The sequence below is a fragment of the Azospirillum largimobile genome, assembly GCF_977007025.2.
Map to the genome: position 1 here is coordinate 819,670 of NZ_CDRMUA020000001.1, position 19,170 is coordinate 838,839.

At 68.6% G+C, this 19,170-nt stretch carries 12 protein-coding genes; 7 read left to right on the plus strand and 5 right to left on the minus strand.

The window, feature by feature from the left end; all coding sequences use genetic code 11:
- Positions 1–135 precede the first annotated feature (135 nt).
- Positions 136–435: a hypothetical protein gene (locus ACWPKK_RS03920; RefSeq protein ID WP_452001178.1), complete on the plus strand. Its 300-nt coding sequence runs from the start codon at positions 136–138 to the stop codon at positions 433–435.
- Here ACWPKK_RS03920 and ACWPKK_RS03925 read toward each other — a convergent pair.
- Genes ACWPKK_RS03925 through ACWPKK_RS03940 form a run of 4 tightly spaced genes read right to left on the minus strand, consistent with a single transcriptional unit; the run spans position 416 to position 8,952 of the window.
- Positions 416–1,534, minus strand: coding sequence for a Wadjet anti-phage system protein JetD domain-containing protein (locus ACWPKK_RS03925; protein ID WP_452001180.1), 1,119 nt, complete (start codon positions 1,532–1,534; stop codon positions 416–418). The genes ACWPKK_RS03920 and ACWPKK_RS03925 overlap by 20 nt on opposite strands.
- Positions 1,531–6,666 (minus strand): hypothetical protein, encoded by a 5,136-nt coding sequence (locus ACWPKK_RS03930; RefSeq protein WP_452001182.1) that lies wholly within the window; start codon positions 6,664–6,666, stop codon positions 1,531–1,533. The genes ACWPKK_RS03925 and ACWPKK_RS03930 overlap by 4 nt, the downstream gene beginning before the upstream one ends.
- Positions 6,667–6,709: 43 nt before the next feature.
- Positions 6,710–7,567, minus strand: coding sequence for a hypothetical protein (locus ACWPKK_RS03935; protein ID WP_452001183.1), 858 nt, complete (start codon positions 7,565–7,567; stop codon positions 6,710–6,712).
- Positions 7,564–8,952, minus strand: a complete 1,389-nt coding sequence (locus ACWPKK_RS03940) for a hypothetical protein (RefSeq protein ID WP_452001185.1) — start codon at positions 8,950–8,952, stop codon at positions 7,564–7,566. Before ACWPKK_RS03940 ends, ACWPKK_RS03935 begins: the two co-directional genes overlap by 4 nt.
- 382 nt (positions 8,953–9,334) lie before the next feature.
- Here ACWPKK_RS03940 and ACWPKK_RS03945 point away from each other — a divergent pair, with 382 nt between their 5' ends.
- Together ACWPKK_RS03945 and ACWPKK_RS03950 are read left to right on the plus strand one after the other, a co-directional pair.
- Positions 9,335–9,496: a hypothetical protein gene (locus ACWPKK_RS03945; RefSeq protein ID WP_452001187.1), complete on the plus strand. Its 162-nt coding sequence runs from the start codon at positions 9,335–9,337 to the stop codon at positions 9,494–9,496.
- A gap of 465 nt (positions 9,497–9,961) precedes the next feature.
- Positions 9,962–10,225: a hypothetical protein gene (locus ACWPKK_RS03950; protein WP_452001189.1), complete on the plus strand. Its 264-nt coding sequence runs from the start codon at positions 9,962–9,964 to the stop codon at positions 10,223–10,225.
- Positions 10,226–10,432: 207 nt separating this feature from the next.
- Here the strand turns inward: ACWPKK_RS03950 and ACWPKK_RS03955 are convergent, their stop codons facing one another.
- Positions 10,433–11,518 carry a hypothetical protein gene (locus tag ACWPKK_RS03955; RefSeq protein ID WP_452001191.1) on the minus strand — a complete coding sequence of 362 codons (1,086 nt, stop codon included), beginning with the start codon at positions 11,516–11,518 and terminating at the stop codon, positions 10,433–10,435.
- A gap of 62 nt (positions 11,519–11,580) precedes the next feature.
- Between ACWPKK_RS03955 and ACWPKK_RS03960 the strand changes: the two genes are divergently transcribed.
- The 4 genes from ACWPKK_RS03960 to ACWPKK_RS03975 are packed head-to-tail and all read left to right on the plus strand — an operon-like array spanning position 11,581 to position 19,162.
- Complete coding sequence (locus ACWPKK_RS03960) at positions 11,581–13,866, plus strand: hypothetical protein (RefSeq protein WP_452001193.1); 2,286 nt, start codon at positions 11,581–11,583, stop codon at positions 13,864–13,866.
- 12 nt (positions 13,867–13,878) lie between these two features.
- Positions 13,879–14,820 carry an OmpA/MotB family protein gene (locus tag ACWPKK_RS03965; RefSeq protein ID WP_452001194.1) on the plus strand — a complete coding sequence of 314 codons (942 nt, stop codon included), beginning with the start codon at positions 13,879–13,881 and terminating at the stop codon, positions 14,818–14,820.
- On the plus strand, positions 14,817–16,256 hold the full coding sequence (locus ACWPKK_RS03970) for an EH signature domain-containing protein (RefSeq protein WP_452001195.1): 1,440 nt from the start codon (positions 14,817–14,819) through the stop codon (positions 16,254–16,256). Before ACWPKK_RS03965 ends, ACWPKK_RS03970 begins: the two co-directional genes overlap by 4 nt.
- Complete coding sequence (locus ACWPKK_RS03975; RefSeq protein ID WP_452001197.1) at positions 16,253–19,162, plus strand: DEAD/DEAH box helicase; 2,910 nt, start codon at positions 16,253–16,255, stop codon at positions 19,160–19,162. Before ACWPKK_RS03970 ends, ACWPKK_RS03975 begins: the two co-directional genes overlap by 4 nt.
- The last annotated feature ends 8 nt before the right edge of the window (positions 19,163–19,170 follow it).

The following is a 19,170-nucleotide window of genomic DNA, read 5'->3' on the forward strand; positions in this document are numbered from 1 at the left end:
ACAAGCTGTGACGGTCACAACATGGCAAAGAAACGCAAAACGTGACTGTCACGGATGGTAAAACTGTGACTGTCACGGTTGCGGGAAGCCCGAAACCTCACAATGCTCCCTTCCGACGGAAAGCATGGAGGCAACGTGGCGTCGACAACGGTTGCAGAGCGCAAGAAGCGGGAGCGGCGACGACGCCAAGCGCGCCCGTGGGAATATCGGGACGAGTTGGCCAGGGCTGTGGGAGAAGCCGCGCTCGGATACTGGTTCGGGTTGCCAGAAGCCTCGCGCAAGCACTTGGAATGGGTCGTGGCGAGGATGTTTCGCGAGGCGCATGATGCCGCGCCGTTGGAATTCCAGATCTCCCCCAAGCCGCTGTTGACGGACTTCGACCGCATGGTTCAGGCCGCGGTGCGGAAAGGGGGGCTCAAGGCACGAGGGGTGTGACGTCGCACCCCTTACCGTCCGTCGCGGATGTTTCCAGAGGCAGGCCCCCAAGCTGTCGGATGTCTGCTTCGGCGACGTGCTCCTGGTCGGCCGCGCGGCTCGCGCAAAGCGTGAGCAGCGCATTGAGATCCTCGTTGCCGCTGGTCCAGGTCCTCTGCCCGGTCTTGCCGACGGCCCATGTGTACGGATGGCCGCCGCCCGAGCGGAGCAGGTCAATCATCGGCCCCATGAGCGCGCTCAGGCGGATGGCCGGCAGGCGCGTCCTCACTCGATGGAAGATGTGCAACCCGCTGGTGTCTAGATCGCCCCAATAGAACAGGTTCGGATGCGTCAGGAGGTCCACCAGCGCCGGCGGGGCTCCGCTGCGCACAGCAGTGACCACGCGGGCCGGACGCTCAATGCCGTCCGCGAGGCGCTGCCCCGCCTCAAGGACCGAGGCGCCGAAGCCGTAGGCCGACACCCAGCACAGCGGCAGATCGGCGGTGGCGGTGAGCGCGCGCTCGAAGGCGTTCGGGTTCTCGACCAGAACGACGGCGTCCGGCGCCGCGGCCCCAGCGATCAGGAAGCACAGCGGCCCCGGATCGATGGCGTCCATATCGATGCCGAGTTTCTTCAGCGCCGCCTTCGGCAGCGCCGACAGCAGTTTGGACGAGGCCAGCCGCCCCGACGCGCTCAGCAGGTAAGAGGGACGGCTGTGATCGGCGCGGCGCAGCGCCTCGATCTCGGCGATGAGGGCGGCGTGCGTCTCCACCGGCCAGTCCTCGATGGCCGACCACAGCGCGTGGTAGGCCACCCGCTCTTCGTCGCCCAGCTCCGGCTTGGCGTCCACGCTGGCCCGCCACGCCGCCTCCGCCGGCGCTAGCGGCGCCTCGGCGAGGTGAATGTGCAGCCGCGCCAGAGGCTCGTGCCGCGCCCAGTTGTCGCACGACACCTCGCCGAGGCGCTGCATCTCCTGCAAGCACTTGCTGACGGTGAGGACCGAGGGCAGCCCGGTGGCGGCGCGGATGCGCTCCAGCAGGCCGTGGGGGTTGAGGAAGCTCGCCCCGCTGCGCCGCAGCCAGGAGCGGACCGCCTCGATGTCCTGGGGTCGTGCGTTCACCGCGCGCCCTCGGTTGCCGCCTCATCCTCGCCCAGTGGCGTACTGGCGATAACGCTGTCGAAGATGTCGAGACTTTCGCCATCGGCCCCGCCCTTCGCCGCCGACGAGCGGCCCCTGGACGCGGCCTCGGCCAGGGTGTTGCGCGCCCGCAGGCCGGCGATACCGACCCGGCCGGCGCGGTCGCGGGTGTGCGACTGGATCGTCACCATCTTGCCTTCGACCCCGTCCTCGCCGACCGTTGACACCTTGCGGCCGAACAGGCAGGTCGGGAAGAGGTCGAAGTCGTTGCGGTAGAACGGCGAATGGATCAGGCCAATCAACTGGTAGTTCCCGCGCACCCGCTTCATCGCCTCCATCGATTCGCGGATCAGCGGCGGATCGGAGAGATCCGAGAACAAGCCGTCCACGACGATGATGCTGTGCGACGCGCGGCGCAGGCGTCGGCGCGCCTCGCCCTGGCGCTTCACGGCGGAGCGCTCGACGGAGTAGGTCGCCGCCTTGATGGTCCACAGCAGCATCAAGGCCGTGGCCTGCCCGCCGCTGATGCCCTGCTTGACGAAGTGGAACGGCCGGCCCTCGCGCATCAGCGGGTGGACGACCTTGACCCGCGCGCCGGGGAACATGCTCTCGTGGATGCGGTTGCGCACGGAGCGCGACAGGCTCTGCCGGAACTCCTCCTCGCGGCGGTGGTCGCGGCCGGCGCTGGTGTCCTCGTCGAAGCGCTTGCGCTGCACCTCGACCTGCTCGACGAGGTCGGTCAGCAGTTTTTCGATATGCTCGTTTTCGGCGATCTTCGCCTCGATCAGGAAGCCGGCGTTGTCCTTCGTCGGCGCCATGACGCGCTGCATGATGGCGAGGTTGTCCGCCGAGGAGATCGCCAGCCCCTTGAGAATGCCGACGAGTTCGTTGCGGCTCTTCTCCTCGTTGATGACGGCCTCCTGCCAGGTCTGCTTCTCGCGCTCGATGCCGGCGTCGATGGTGTCGAGGATTCCTTGAACCTCTTCCGGCTTGGCGGCGCGCAGGCGGACGAGCGTCGGCTGATCGAGGTGGCTGGCCTTGGTATGGCGATCGACGGTCTCGGCATACGCCCTCTCGGTCGCCGCCAGGGCATCACGCACCCGCCGGATGTCGGCGTTTGCGTTCTTCAAGCCGAAGCCGCGCACGATCTCGATGATCCTGTCATAGGCGTTGACCACGGCGTCCCGATCTTCCGGAGCGCCATCGGCCTCCAACCGGTTTTCCAGCAGGTCGATGGCCTCCTGGATCTCCGCTGGAACCGTCCCGCTGGGCGACGAGCCAGCCAGGGAGGCCAGGTCGATGCTCGTCTCCATCCTGATCTCCTGGATAATCAGGGTGTTGTTCTCGATCTCCCTGGTGATGGCGTGCACCGTCCGTTCGATGTCGCGGCAATAGTCCTGGAGGACCTCCTTGCGTTCCTTGTGGGCTTCGATGAAGGCGCTCTTCTCGCCGATGGACCGCTCCAGAACGGCAACCTCGGACTTGAGGCGCGCGTGCTCAACGCGGTCCTGGTTGACGGCGCCGTCCGTGGTTTCCTTGAACTTCGCGGCGCTCTCGAAGTCGAAGCGCAGGCGAGCATCAAAGGAGGCAACGGTCTGCCGCAGGCTGGCGGCGGTAGCGGCCTCGTGATCGAGAAAGTCGATGCCGCCGTCCTTTAGGAAGGAGGATGCTTCTTTGAGCCGGCTGACCCAGGCGTCGCTGCGGGACTGCGCTGCGGATCGCTCCGCCGCGGCGGTCGCGGCGGCATGGCGATGCTGCTGCTCGGCCAGAACGAGGGCGCGAAGGTCGCGATCGTTCGCCGCCACCGTCCCCTCGGCGTCCGTCAGCGCATCGTGCAGCGCGCGCACCCGCTGGCGGCCGCCGGCGTCAAGGAACGCCTGCGCCCTCTCCGCGGTGGGGAGCCAGTGCTTCAACTCCATCCCGCGCTCGACGCGCGTCTGCGCGTCCTGATGCCGGTTGGTCCAGGAATTGATGGCGGCCGCCGCGGTATCCATGGCGGTCCTGGCGGAGCGCAGAGCCGCGCTGGCGGCTTCCGCGGCGGCCTTGAGGCTCGCGACCGCCGCATCGCCGCCGCGCCGCCGGTAGGCGGCGGCGTCGCGCGCCAGGCGACGGTTGTCCTGCGTCCTCAGCGCCTCGGCCTTGCTCTCCTCTTCGCGCAGCGCGGCAATGGCTTCATCCAGCGCGCGCACGCGGTCAACCGCACGTTCGGCGACGGCGGTCTGGGCGGCGCGCGCGAGGGTGAGCAGCGGCCCTTCGGGGGACAGGATCTCGATCTCTCCCAGGAGCCGCTCGCACGTCTGCGCCAGGGATGCGATCTCGGCGCGCAGGTCGGCCTTCTCCTGCTCAAGGCGAGCCGGATCGAGGACGGCCTCGACCTTGCGGGAGGTTATGCCCGCCACCACGCCGTGGTACAGAGCGCCGGATACCGTGGTGCGCAGAGTGCCGCCCGTCACCAGCCGGTCGACGTCGTCCGTCAGGAAAACCGGCATCGGAATGTCGCGCGCGGCCAGGGCCGTCGCCGCCCCGACGGCGTGCTCCGGATTGGCGAAGACGGGCGCGAACAGCAGCGCCGAGAACTGCGACAGGAAGGCCCGGCGCCGATTCGCGTCCGGCTCGCGGTCCGTGATGGCCTGGTGCAAAGGCGTGGCGCCGTCTTGGAGGCCAGCCGCAACCATGGCTTTGCGTACCGCAGCGTCGGTGGCGCTCGGTGCCGTCGGGCTCGATTCCAGGGCGGTCAGTTTCTCCTGCGCGCCCTCCAGAGCCGCGCGCGTCTCGCGCTCCGTCGCGAGCAGGCGCTCGCGCTCCGGTCCCTTCTCCAGAAGCCAGCCGGTGGGATCGGTCGATCCGGCGCGCTCCGTAAAGGCTGCCAACGCTTCCGCAAGCGTTTGCAGCCGGCCACGTTCCGCTTCGGCCAAGGACCGGCGCCCTTGCAGGTCGCCGATCGTTTTTGCCACATCCTCCTCAAACGTGAGCGGGTCGTGGTTGGGCTGGCGCTCCCGGAACGCCAGTTCGGCCTCCGCCAGTTCGGCCATCTCCGCCAAGCCGGCCAGCGCCGTGTCGAGGTCCCGCTGCTCCTTGGCGATCGCCGCTTCGGCCACCCTGTGCTCGTCGCGCGCCTTCACCAGCATGGCGCCGGCGTGCGTCCGGTCCGCCTTGGCGGTGGCAAGATCATCGGCAATGCCCTGCGCGATGGCGCCGGGCGGGCGCTCCACTCCGAACGCGTCTTCGATCTGGTCGAGGTGGCTTGCTTGCTTGGCGAAGGTCTCGTAAGCGGTTCTCGCGGCGTCGCATACCGTTTTCGCGGTGTCCAGCCGTGCTTCCCCGTCCTTGAGGGCGGCCGTCGACCGCGTGAGTGCCTCGCTGGCTTCTCCGGCCTTCTGCTCGGCATCGTCGGCAGCCTGCGTCAGCATTTCCACACGCAGGTCGAAGTCTTCATTCCCGAACTCAGCGACAACGGCGTCGTAAGTCCGCTTCTTGGCCCGGAAATCGGCGATTTTCGTGGTGTGATCGTCGCGTGCGCGCTCGGCCTCAGCCTTATCCCGTTCAAGCCTGGCCTTCAGGGCGCGCGGCGCATTGAGGTCTGCGTCCTCGAAGAGGTCGCTGGCCTTCATGGCGATGAAGGCGTTCTCCAGCGCCTCGAAGTTGTTGAGACGTTCCGCGATGGTGTTGATGAGACGGAGTTTGCTATTCAGCGAGTCCTGAAGGTCGCTCCATTCCCGCTCGGCACGGCGCAGGTCGTGCAGCAGGATCTCGAAACGGCGGCGCACCGGGAAAGGGCACTGGGCGAATAGAACCCGCTGAACGTCCTCCACGAACGCCGCGTTGCGGCTTCTGATCACCTCATCGTGCGACGGACGCATGAAAAACGCGAGGTCCGCCGCGCGGTTGTCGCTTCGGAACGGCGCCGGCCAGGACGTAAACAACGCATTCCGCAAGGCGCGGTCGCTTTCCATGTCCTTACGAGTCGGGATGCTGTACGCCTCGAAGAGGCCGGCGTGAACGCGGACAGTGCCGTCAAAGCAGATGTGCCGCAGGATCTCCGGCACAGGGACCCGCGTGCCGGGCACCGCGTCGTCGGCGATCTTCCTCAATTGGCTGGCCGCTAGCGGCATGCCCGGAATCTTGCCGCTCTCCAGGATCAGCCGGGCGAGGTTGAGGTTGGTGCTGTGACGGCCGATGACGTCGATCTGGTCCTTGCGGGCCTTCAGCAGATCCTGGGCGGCGCGGGCGATGCCGTCCAACTCCAGGCGGCCCGCCGTCAGGCGATCGAGCCGGCGCTTCTTATCCTCGGTCGCCAGTTTGGCGCGTACCACCTCGTTGGCCTGGTCCACCAGACCGCTCTCGAAGGTCACGTCCTGCGCTCCCTTGTCGCCGTCGCTCTCCTCGATGACGCCGCTCAGGATCTCGGGAGCCACGTGTAGGCGGAAGAACGCTTGGTCGAAGGACTCCTTCGGCCGCGGCTCGACGTTGTAGAAACTGGCCGCCTTGTCGCCGCCGCCGCGCTTCTGGTACTCGACCATCTGCTTGACCTGTTGCCACGGGATGAACTCATCCACGCGCACGCGCCAGTCGCTCACCTTGTGGACGAGGCTGCCCGGCGGCAGGATGTCGAGGAACTCGTCGTCCGGCAGGATGGACTTCATCACCGAGCCGTCGTCGTCGATCATCTCGCGGTGGACCGGAACATCCTCCAGGACCCCCTTGTAGGTGTAGAACTTGCGCTCGACGCTGAACTTGGTCGGGTCGTTGCTCGCCGCCTCACGGTTGGCGTAGATGCCGAACACGTGGTGCTCTCCGGCGACGCGCTCTCCCATGGTCGCGAACAGGTCGCTGTCCGCGCTTGACGGAATCACGAACTCGACGCGGATGTGGCTGAAGGCGCCGGATGACGTCGGAGCCAAGCGCCCGGCGGTGTTGGCCTGGAGCATCTGGTCCAGCGACAGCACCCACAGCATGGCGTCAGCCACCGAGGTCTTGCCGGTGCCGTTGTCCATGACCACGGCCGACGGCTGGCCGCCGAAGTCGAAGGTCTCCCCGATGAAGTCGGGGGTCCAGGACGGGCGCTTGGCGCTGTCGAGGAAGTTCGAGACCTGCCAGCGGGAAATCAGGGCCATGGGAGGATCTTTCGGTGGGGATGCCGGGCGTCGGATCGGGCAGCTAGGCGGCGTCGGCGGTGTCGCCGGGTGCAGTCTCAGCAGCGAGACGGCGGTCCATCTCCGCCAGGGTCTGCTCGACCGGGACCAGATGGATTAGACCGCTGCTGTAACTCTGGTTGATCTGCACGGCGCCGAGCAGCGTCTGCCGGTAGCGTTCCGAGCCCGCGTCGGAGGCGATGCGCTCGATCATGAAGCCGTCCTCCATCACCTTGAGGAAGGCGCCGACGCGGCGGCGGATGTCGGAGGCGCGGGTGTGCCCGTCCTCGCCGGCGAGCAGCGTCTGGGCGATGGGCAGACGCTGCCGTTCAGTGGCGTCGCCCTCCTGGGGGCCGGCGACCATCACCCGGTCGCCGAGCGCGCGGATCTCGTCGAGACGCTCTTGGATGCGCTCCTCCAATTCGTCGCGGTCGATAATCGCGGAGACGTACTCAGACACCGCAGAGACCGGCCGGTTGATCCGCTCGTAGAGGAAGGAGAGCGTCTGGAGCCAGATGAACATGAACCAGTAGATCGTCGTGGCGCGGGTCTCGTTGGACCGCAGCGCCAGTCGGAGCCAAGCGGGCTCCAGGCTGAGCGGCGATCCCTCGCGGGCTTCGGCGTCGCGGATCAGAACCCAGACGCGGGCGCGGGGGGCGACGCCCGGCATCGCGTCGTCATACTCCTGCAGCTCCCAGCCGCTGCCGCGCAGCAGGGCATCCAGCGCTTCGCGCTCGTCGTCGCGCAGGCTCCGCAGGATCTCGGAGGCTTCGATCTCGATGTCCCGGACGCGGCCTTCCTGCGCCGCAGAGCGGATGATCCGCTGCCGCTTCAGCAAGTCGCTGACGCGCCCGAGGCGCTCGTAGTCGATCAGCCCGCTCATGCTGCTCTCCCCTTACTCTTTACACCGTCCTTCGAGCCGGGCGGCTCATAGCGCATGATCAGTTCGCGGCCGCTCATCTCCCACCCGTCCGGCAACGTCCAAGTCGTCCAGTCGCCAAGCCCTATGCGGATGCGCATCTTCGGGTCGTCGTGGAACATGATGAGTGGGCTGACCAGCAGCGATGCCGCCTCGGCCATGTACTGGAGGTCCTGAAAGTCGATGCGGTCATCCTCCATCAGCCTCGTCAGCGACACCGGTCCCTCGCCCAGCATGTCGAGCAGCAGCGCGCGGTTGCGCTCCACGAAGGTGTCGAGGCGGTCCTTCACGACCACGGGCACGCCGATCCGCCGGAAGCCGGGGGGATTCTTCTCGTGCCGGCGCTGGATCTTGATGGTGCGCTCCAACTGCGCCGGCGCGAAGGCCACCAGATCCGGCAGCAGCGGGCCGGCGCCCGCCAGGACGCCCTCCAGGTAATCCGCGGCGCTGCGCACGTCGGTGTCGGGCAGCATGAGCAGGCCCTTGGCGATGCTGTCGAAACGGATCAGGCCGACCAGCGCGCGGTCGCGCTTCTGCACGTCGACGGTGAAGGTGGACAGGCGCATCTGCAGCGTGCGCAGGGCCGAGAAGGCGATGCGGATCAGCTCGTTCATGTCCGACACCGTGACCGCGTCCTCGGCCCGCTGGCCGGCGCTCCAGGAGTCGATGTCCTCGCGCACCTCGGGGCGCAGCAGTTCGTTCTGCACATCGTCCAAGACCTTGCGGACCTCGGTGATGGTGGCGGTGAACTTCTTGGCGTCGCGCAGGTAGATGGTGCGCATCTCATCGACCTCGGGGCGCTCGATGGCGCGCAGCACCTCCAGGCTTTCCGAGCGGATGCGCGTGATCAGACGCTGGGCCATCGAGCGGAACGACAGGTACTCGCCGTTGCGCAGGTCGATCAGCAGTTTCTGGGCTTCGGCACTGGCGTGGATCCACTTGAAGTAGCCGCCGGCGAAGCCGATCGCCTCGCGCCCGACCCGCGTCAGCCGGTAAGCGTGGCCGCGGCGCTGCTTGTCGAGGAGTGCGGTATCGCTGGTCGATTTGACGTGGAAGACGCTCGCCTCGGCGTCCGGCCGGTCGGCGTAGCGCAGCAGTGTCGGCGTGGCGAGCAGGGTGGCGATGTACTGCACGTCTGTCGCCGCGAGACCGAACAGCGGGGCGATGTCGTCGATAAATGGCGTAATGTCCGTGTAATCGAGCGCCCCTTCCGTTTCGCGGTCGCGCAGCCACTCCAGAAGCCGCCACGCCACCGTCGGGAACACGCCGCTGTCCAGGCCGGGGCGCTGCTCGGACGGCGCGATTACCTGCGGGGCGCCGATCTGCCGCGCGCAGTCGTGCGCGTCCACAAGGCGGGTCACTGAGGCGAGAAAGTGGACCCATGAAGGGTGACGATTCAGGCGGGGTATCGTCACCGTGGGTGTTGGATTCGCTTCACCAGGAGACGACAGGGTCGCTCCGCTTTGCACACCAGCATCGCCAATTTCGGCGTCGAGGGATACGTCGTCGTGATTCTGGCCGGATGCGGATAAGGGCTCAATTCTGTTATTCACACTTCCCCCCATAATTCGAGCCACAGTATCGCTCCGACGCTGAGCTGCTGCTTTCAAACACGGTATCACAGTCTGTTGGCAGTCTCGGTCATTCGAAAGGGGGCGCCTGCAACCCGGGCGAGCGTTGTATTCGGCGGTGGTCATGATGCGATTGGCCCTGGGCGGCGGTGCGGGACGGATGCCCGACAACACGCTCAGCCGGAAGGATGCCGGCTGCTTCGCTGCGCCTTGGAAGGATGTCATCACGCCCATGGAGTTGCCCTTCACGACGCTGGAAAGAGTGTCCCTCGGCCAAGCCGCCGCGCTCGTCGCAGACAACCTGCACCTCAGACTGACGTGACCGGCCGACATCGCATTCTGCACGACGGACGGTCTTCGGGGCTCTCGCGGCAGCGCCAAGCTGGAACAAAGCCGAGAAGGAGCACTTCGCTCCAATGGCCCCCAGCCTCGGCATCATGGCCGCCGTGAGCGCCGCCCTGGTGCTCGTCGCGCTGTCCCTGAATGCGTTGGCCCGCGCTTACCAACAAGGCAGTCGGACGTGGCGGATGGTGGCGCGGCGGGGGCGGCGGACAAGGTCAAACCGCTGGCGTCCGCTCGCGTGCCGACGCCGCGTCCGACTACAGGAAGCGGCCGCGCGGCCCTGCATGGGAAGGCGGTTACTGCCTCGCCACCGGGGTGGTTTCACTTCGCAGCGCCTGGATCTCAGCCTCAATGGTCCTCCGCGCCGAAGCCTTCGTCCTCCTCACCGTTGGACCATATCCTTCCGTAGATCGCGGTCCGTGGCTGTGCGCGGGAGGGAGGGGGGGTGATCTGGACCGAGACCAGCAGCGGGTTGTTTCCCGGCGAGACCGCCCGCGTCGGCCGTTGGACGCTCACGCTCTGGCGGTCGTGGCGCGGGTGCGGCTGGTCCGCCGCCGCCGCCGGTCACCGCTTTATCGACGGGGTCGAGGGCACCCGGGACGCGGCGCGCGCGGCCGCAGCCGCGGCGGTCCTCGCGCGGGCGGCCGACAGCGACCTGAGCGCGCACGAGCGCGCGGCGCTGACCGTCATCGCCCAGCAGCGCGACTGACGCCCAGGCCAAGCCTCGTCCTATTCGTGGTCGGTTCGGCGGACATGGCAAACGCTCGCCGGTGGCGCCGCGCTGATGGCGGACCCACCGGTGTGTCACTTGCGGCGCCGCAAGTCGTCGGGATCTGGGAAGTTCTCCGTCAGTCGGGCGGAGGATCTTTCATCAGGGTCCGTCCGCGAACCGTCCGCTAATCGGGTGTCGCGCGAGTCAGGTTCGGGTCCGCAGCCAAGCGATGTCGCGGGACTGCTCGCTCTTGTGGGACACGAGAACATCCCAGACGCGGTCCTCTCGGTTCAGCCGCGCGTAGATACGTCCGGCATCGTCCAAGCCGTTCGATATGTGCCGTTCCAGCCAATCGCCGGGTCCCTTGAGCTTTTTCCAGTTGGCCGGCATGCCGTCGACCTTGCCGGTAAGCTCGGCCAAGGCAACGTACAGGAAGCGTCTGTCCGAATACTCGGCGGCGACGACGTCCAAACTGCTGCGGAGCAAGCGGATACGGGGAAGCAGGCTCTCGAATACACCCGTTATCTCGTCCTTGAGGCGGGCCGACGGCGCGGCCCGCGGCTGCTGGGCGGCCTCCAGGACCATGGCCTCCGCCGTCGCGCGGCTGCGGGCCTCCTCGATTAGCGCCTGCTGAAGCACGTCGAATTCAGCCCGGGCTCGGCCTTCCTGCGCCACGTCCGACGCGTGGCGTTCCGCCAGATTCCACGTGAGACGTGCAACTTCCGATCGGAGAGCCGCCTCTCTGGCCTTCGCCGAAGCCAGCTCCGACTCTACGAGGCGGAGGCGCAGTTCGGCAGCGGAACCGCCAGTACCGGCGGGCGAGAGGACCTCGTCCAGAATCGTTCCGACCCGCTGTGTCAGAGAGCCTGATCCCGCCGGGCCGATCTCTAGACGGACGAACCAGTCGGCAAGGAGATCGTCGACGGGATCGCCAAGATAGCGGCCGGTCCTGATGACGCGTACGCCCGCTGCTGCGAGCCGCGCGGCGGCCTGCTCGCAGTCGAGGACTGATCCCTCGATGAGAAGGTAGGCGTCGTCTGCACCTTCAATGATGGCGAACCGGCCGGGAAGCTGTCGCGGGGATTGGTCCGCCGGCGTGGTGCCCGGTACGAACGCGGACCCGGCGATGTCGATGCGGTTGCCCTTGAACACGGGATAAGCCAAACCACGCCAGAGCACGCCAAGTGTCTCACCCGATAATCGGGTGGTGCGGCACGTCCGCGTCTCCAGAAGTTGCTCATTTTCGTAAACATCTATACTAATGGTTGGAGTGATCGAATTGGATCGCATGACGCAGGCTCATCCACCCGGTGGAACATTCCACGGTACGTCTTGATGGTCTCATACAACCCATGAACATACTGCAGTCTTTCGCGCCGGTCATCTCCCATCCTGCCACCATCGGTACGGTCGTCGGCCTGCTCTTCATCTGGGCGGCGTGGTCAGGCCTGCAACTTCACATGCGCGCCGGGCGTCTGGTGAAGGCGCTCCGCAGGGCCAGGGACGAACTCGACAAGGCTCCGGACGAACTGGCCTTCGCCGAACGGTACGAGGAAACCAATGCAGTCCTCGCCCGCGACCCCATACTCGGCGGACGCTGGCGCGAGTTCCGGGACTCGCTCGTGCTTCCCCGCGCCGCCGGGCGGCCGGTGCGCGCCACCACCCGGCCCGAGGCGTGGTTCGATCTCGGCCTCTTGCGGGCGCCGGGCGTCGGCATCGATCCGCGCTACCACGCCGCCATGCCCAACCTGCTGGTCGGCGCGGGGCTTCTATTCACGTTCCTAGGACTGTCCGTGGCGCTCGGTACCGCAGGCGGGGTGGTGACGGGGACCGCCGCGGTGCGCAACGACTCTCTCCGGCTGCTGCTGGAGACGGCGTCGTTCAAGTTCGTTACGTCGCTGTGCGGCATGCTGCTGTCCATTGCCTATGCCCTGCATCGCAAAGCACGTCTGAAGGTCGTGGAACTGGCCCTCGACGGTTTCCAGTCTGCCCTGGGGGCCCGCATCCCCTTGCTGACCCCAGCCGCCTTGCAGCAGGAGGCCAATGGGCTGCTGGAGCGGCAGGCGAGCCAGCTCGAGACGTTCTCGACCGACCTCGCCCTCAATCTCGGCGCGGCCTTCGACCGAGCCTTCGACGAGCGGCTCGGCGAGCACATCGGTCCGCTCACCGAGGCCATGCGGACCCTCGCCGACGGCATGGCCTCGCGCAACGAGCAGGCAATGGGGTCCATGCTCGACGCCTTCCTCCAGCGCCTTCAGGGCGGCACCGGCGACCGCATGCACGAGGTTGCTGAGAGCCTTGGGGGGCTAGGAGCGAAGCTGGAGGGCTTGCAGCAGGGTCTGGGCGAGGCCGCCGTCCGGATGTCGCAATCCGCGGACGCCATGGCGACCCGCATGGGCGAGGGCGCGGAAGCGGCGCTGTCGCGGATCACCGACCAGATGGGCGGGTTGACAGAGACACTTAGGCAGGTGGCCGAGCAGAGCCGGGCGGCGGGCGCCGAGGCGGGCGAGCAGATGGCTTCGCGCATTGAGACCGCCGCCGCGGGATTCGAGGAGTCGGCCCGCGGCGTCGCCGCCACACTCGCTCGCGCGGCCGAGAACATGGAAAGCACCATGGGGCGTCAGGCGGAGGCTAGCGGCGCCAAGCTGGCAGAGAGCGTGGAGACGATGGCGGCGCACCTCGCCGCGCTGGCCGAGAACAGCCGGACCGCGGGGGCAAACGCGTTCGATCAGCTCGCCGAACGGGTGGCGGAGACGACCGCCGGACTCGAGCGGACGGTCGAGCGGATCTCCGCCCTGCTGGAGCGGTCGGCCACCGAGGGCGGTAGCGCACTGGGCCGTGGGGCCGAACAGGCCGTGACGCGCATCGCGGACGCGACCGAGGGCATGCGCACCGAGTTGCAGGCCATGATGGCGGAGTTGCGCACTTCGCTGGGCAAGGCGGGCGAAGAGCTGCGGGAGAGCGGGAGCGCGGGGGCCGCAACCCTGCGTACCGCCCTGGGCGAGGCCGGCGGCACCGTGGCAACGGCGCTCACCGGCGCCGCCGACCATCTGAGCCGCGCGGGGTTGGAGGCGGGGGACGCGATCAGCCGCGGCGGCGAGGCGGCGGGCGGATCGCTCCGCGAGGCGGGCGGCACCGTCGGCGAACGGGCCGCTGGCCTAGCCCGGCAGATTGCGATGCTGACCGAAGCCGCGGGCACGGTGGCGGCACGCAGCGCGGAGTTCGAGCGCGCCGCGGCCGCGGCCGCCGGCCCGCTGGTCCAGACCTCGGCCAACCTGAACGCGGCGAGTCAATCGGTCCGGTCCGCGGTGGAGCCGATGCAGGCGGTGGCCCGAGACGTCGGGCGGGCGATCGAGCAGGTCACGGGCACCGTCGCCCGATTCGACGCGGCGGCAGCCTCGGCGTCCCGGCTGACCGACAGCCTGAACGGAGCCGTCGCCCGCTTCGAGGGGGTCGACCGCGAGCTGGCCAACACTCTGAAGGCGCTTCAAGGCGGCCTCCAGACCTTCACGCGCGACATCACCGCCTTCGTCAACCAGACGGACCAGAACCTCGCCAAGGCGGCCACCCAGTTGGGCAGCTTGGTGAAGAGCCTTGAGGCGACGCTCGAAGACTTCGAGCCGGCTCTACAGCGCTGACGGAGGGGGAGCGTGGCCACCACGGCGGGTACCGAAGACGAAGCCGGCGAAGGCTACTTCGCTTCCATCAGCGACCTGATGGTGGGGGTGCTGTTCGTCTTTCTCCTGATGCTGACCGTCTTCGCGCTCAACTTCCGCGACGCTGAGGAGGAGCAGGTCATCGAGCGGGCACGCTACGAGGAGGCGCTGCGGCGCGCCGAGGCGGCGGAGCATGAGGCGCTCCGGCAGCAGGAGCGCGCCCGGCGCGAGGCCGAGGAGGCGGCGCGGCAGCGCACACGGAACGAGGAGTTGCGCCGCCTGCTGTCCGAGGCAGTGGCCCAACTCGAACGGGACATCGAGAGTCGGCAGGTCATGCGCAACCAGCTTCTGCTGTCCCTGGAGCAGGCACTGCTGAAGCAGGGGGTACGGGTCACCCTCGATCCGGAGGCCGGGGTCCTCCGGCTGTCGGGCGACCTGCTGTTCGAGACGGGGCAGGCGGTCTACCGGCAGGAGGCGGCGGGGACCGTGCTGGCCCTGGCCGATGTGCTGGCCGGTGTGCTGCCGTGCTACACCGACGGCGGCGCGGCGACCGGATGTGGCGGCGACACGATGCCGATCTTGGAGACGGTGCTGGTAGAGGGGCATACCGACCGTCAGCCTTACCGCAACTTGGCGCAGGATCAGTCGCGGGCGCGGAACGACCGGCTGTCCACCGACCGGGCGTTGGCGGTGTTCCAGAGCCTGCGCCAGACGCAGCCGGTGTTGGACGGGCTGCGCAACAGCGGCGGCCTGCCTCTGCTGGGCGTCTCGGGATACGGTGAGCGGCGCCCCCTGCCCGAAGCCCGAGGCACGTCCGAGGAGGACTACCGGCAGAACCGGCGCATCGACCTGCGGTTCGTCCTGTCCGCCCGCACGTCCGAGGAGCTGCAGCGGCTGCGTGACCAAATCCGCAATGTCCTCGGAGCGGCCCGATGAACCACACGCGGCAGGCCCTGGACGCCCTGTCGGCGTCGGTGCATCTCCTGGCCCGCGGCACGAAGCTGCCGACCGTGTCGGCGACCACCAAGCTGGTCGAGGCCTTGGCTGCGCGCGACGCGGCGCCCGTGGCGCCCGCCGGGGACGTCCTCCTTCAGGTGCGGCGGCGCTTGAACCAAGCCGCGCGCGAGGCGGCCGGAGTAGCCTCCGCCGCGTCGCGGGACCTGCGCGACGCGCCCTGGTTGATGTGGACCGAAAAGGACCCCATGGCCGGCATGACAGGGCTATTAGAATCGGTGGTGGCCTTGGCCGAGCGCCGCGCGGGGGTGCGGCGGTCGCTCATCGAGGCGTGGATCAAGGACTTCTCCGCCGGCGCGCCGCGGATCGCCGACGCAGGGCACGGCATTCGACGCTTCCTGAAGGCCGGCAGCGACGCGCGCTTCGAGATCTGGCGCGCGGCGGACGCTTGGTGCCACCTGTTCGATGCCGCGGAAGGGCCACGGACGCTGGCGCGTCGGGTCGTGCAGGGTCCCGAACCGGTGGCCGACATCCTCGCCAGATCCTGCCTCGACGATCCTCTTCGCGCCGTCTCGGGTTATGCGAGCGCGGTCCAGGAGGAGGTGCTCTGCCTCGCGCCGGAGGGGCTGGCCGGCCGTTCCGGCGAGGACGCCATGGAGCGCCTAGCCGGGTTCCTGGCGCCCGGAGGCACCCTGCGCTTCCAGGAGCCAGAGGCGCGCGGCCGTGTCGTCCGGGGACTTCTGGGCCCTTGGCTGGCGGGGCGTACCGAGCCGGCTGAGCCGACGCGCGCAGCGGTGCAGGCGTTTCTCCTGTCCCATCTGGGCGATCCCCGCACCCGTGCAAGCCATTGGAGCCGGGCCGGTGATGACGCCGTCGCCCTGATGCGGCGCTGGCTGGCGCGTGCGTCGCTGAACGCCTTCTTCGAAGTGATCGGGGAGCATGCCTACGACCATCACTGGCGCTACCGCGAGGCATTCTGGTCCGCCTACCTCAAGGCCGGCGCCATCGACGACGCTTGGCTGGCGCTCGGCAGCTTGGTCCATGCGTCGGCCCGCGCGTTGCGCGACCTGAACGGGGCCTATGCGCGCCTGAGCGGCCACACCGACCAGTCGATCCTGCTCATGCGGATCCGCAATACCATCTTTTGCGAATGGAGCCACAACGGCAAGCTTCGGGCTTGGCCGATGGATTGGAAGACCGCGCCCAAGCTTAATCAGACCAGCTACACGAGGGACAACGTGACCGGGGTGGGCCTGCCGTTTCCCCGGAACCCGGACTACGGATCGGGTGGCAGCAGCGATTCCAACGGGCTAAGCCACATGGGTTCTGACCGGGGCCGCTGGCAGGGGAGCGTCGCACGGATGCTGGCGGACCGGGCGGGCATCCGCCTCACCCACGATGACTGGATGCCGAGATGAGCGTTCGTTTCCAGACGGAACCACAGGCGGCGGGCGTCGAGATCCGCTTGGTCGGGGCGGACGGGGCGGTGCCGACGGATCTCTGGCCGGTCGCCGCACCGGCGGCGTTGCTCCCCGGCGTCGACTTGGCGCAACGGCTGGTGGCGGCCGACAGTGCTATCGCGGACGGGGATATGCTCCTGGTCGAACACCGGACGGTCGCCGGTCTGTCGGGGCGCGAAGCGGCGAGCCTGGGGTTGCCGACGCAAGCCCCCGTGGTCGCCCGGATCGAGACCAGAGGCACCATCGCGAGCACCGGCTTCGCCGCCGATCTGGAATGGCGCCGGCCGACCGGCCAGCCCGTCGTTGGAGCCCGGCGGGTCGGCGCTTTCCTCCGGATCGGGGAGGCGTGGTGGCGCGTCTCCGACGCGCTCTTCCACATCGCGGAGGCCGTGGACCGGCTAAACCAAGCGCCAGCCGACGACCAGGGCGCGCGCTTCGCTGCGGTGGCCGCGCTGCGCGAGGCGCTGCCCCCCGCCGTCCAGGCCGGCGCGGCCGAGACCGGCGGGCTAATCGGCGCGATGACCATCGCCATCGCCGACGCCTTCTCGCTCGACCTCAAGGGAGAGGGCGACGCCGCGAAGCTGGTCCCCATCCTGCACCGCTCCGGCGGCGAGCCGGACGAGCCGCTGCTTCCCGATGAGCGCCAGCGTGCCTTCGGTGAAGACCAATTCAACCGCTACGGAACTGTCCGCTCGGTCTACACGCTCGGGGGCAACTGGTACGCCGTGGTGACGCCGATGCTCCGTCGCGCGCTGGCGGAGGTGCGCCGTGTCCAGTCGGCACCGCCGGCGGCGCGGCGGGCGCTGTTCGCCTCCCCGCGGGCGTTCCTGCGCGACGCGCTGGGTCCCGACGTCGACGACACGGTGCTCGAAGCGGTGTTCCGCGAGACCCCCTCCTACGCCGACCGCGTCGTCGGGCTTGGCCTGTGGAAGCCGCGGGTGGTGCCCTGGATCGCGCTCGATCCTACGGAATGGTTCGGCGACGGCGGAGCTGGGGCGGGGAGAGAGGGACCGGAGGGATCCCGCTCCGACTCATGCCGAGGCCCGTCCGGCATCGTCGTCGGCGACCGGACGATTCCCCTGTCCCTGGAGAATGCCGATGCCCTGCGGGCGCGGGTGGAGGACGCCATCGGTGCCGGCCGCCCATCGGTGCCTGTGGAGGTGGATGGTGCGACCGTCCCCGTCCCAGCCACCGTCGAGACACTGGCGGCCCTGAACGACCTCGCCGCCGCCCGCCGGGCGAAGGAGGACCACGTCCCGGGCGCGCCCGAGCCCGATGCTCCGGCGAAGGCGGCACCCGAGGTCCTGCTAATCCGCCCCAACGAGGAGGAGGTAGAGGTCGAGGGGGCGTTTGTCCTACGCCCCGCGCCGCTGTCGGCCGCGTCCCGGGGCTTGGCCACGCCGCTGAAGCCTCACCAGGAGGAGGGGCTGTCTTGGCTGCAGAAGGCATGGGCGATGGGGCGGCCGGGCGTGCTGCTCGCCGACGACATGGGCTTAGGCAAAACCTTGCAGGGTCTCGCCTTTCTCGCTTGGCTTCGGGGCGGCATGGAGGATGGCACTATCCAGCGGGCGCCGGTTGCCGTGGTCGCCCCCACCGGCCTGCTGCAGAACTGGCGTGCGGAGGCGGATCGCCACCTCTCCGGCGTTGGACTGGGCCGGTGCACCGAGGCGTTTGGGCGCGGTCTGGCGGCACTGAAGCGGCAGTCGCCCGACGGACGGCCGGCGCTGGACACTGACGCCTTGGCCGCCGCCGACTGGGTGCTGACCACCTACGAGACCCTGCGCGATTACGACCGCGATTTCGGGAAGGTCCGGTTTGCGGCCATGTTGTTCGACGAGGCGCAGAAGATCAAGACCCCCGGGGTCCGCCTGACCGACGCCGCCAAGGCGATGAACGCCGATTTCCGGATCGCCATGACCGGGACGCCGGTTGAGAACCGCCTGTCGGACCTCTGGTGCATCACCGACGCGGTCCACCCCGCTGTGTTGGGCGATCTGAAGGCGTTCAGCGCGGAATACGAGCGCTCGCCCGACGCCGACCGGCTGCGGCGGCTGAAATCATCTCTTGACGCTTGGCACGGCGGTCGTCCGCCGCTGCTTCTGCGTCGGCTGAAGCAGGACCGCCTGCCAGACCTGCCGATCCCTCGGGAAGACGTGCGGGAAATACTGATGCCGGCGACCCAGCGCACCGCGTACGAGGAGGTGATCGCCGCCGCCCGCGGCGCCGACAAGCCCGGCGTCGTGCTGGAAGCTCTGCAACGGTTGCGCGCCATCTCGCTCCACCCCGATCCGGATGTCCCGCAATCCGACGACGCGTTCATCGCTGCGTCGGCGCGGCTCCAAGGTGCATTCGCAGCGCTCGACACGGTTGCGGCGAGCGGCGAGCGCGCCCTGGTCTTCCTGGACGATCTGGCCATGCAGGCCCGTCTGGCCGGCGTCATCCAGCGCCGCTACCGGCTCGCCGCACCGCCGATGATCATCAGCGGGCAGGTGGCCGGCGGCATCCGCCAAGCGCGGGTGGACCGGTTTCAGGCTGGTCCCGACGGCTTCGACGCCATGATCCTGTCGCCGCGTGCCGGCGGCGTCGGCCTGACGCTTACGCGGGCGAACCACGTCGTCCACCTCTCGCGCTGGTGGAACCCGGCGGTGGAAGACCAGTGCACCGGCCGCGTGCTGCGCATCGGCCAGACGCGGCCCGTCCACATTCACATCCCCATGGCGGTGCTGGGGGAAGGGTGCGCGGCCTTCGACCGCAACCTCCACGCTTTATTGAACCGCAAGCGGCGCTTGTTCCGGGACGCGCTGATGCCACCTGCTGCGACTGACGAGGAGCGGAATGAACTGTTCAACGCAACGGTTTCCTGACGCCGATG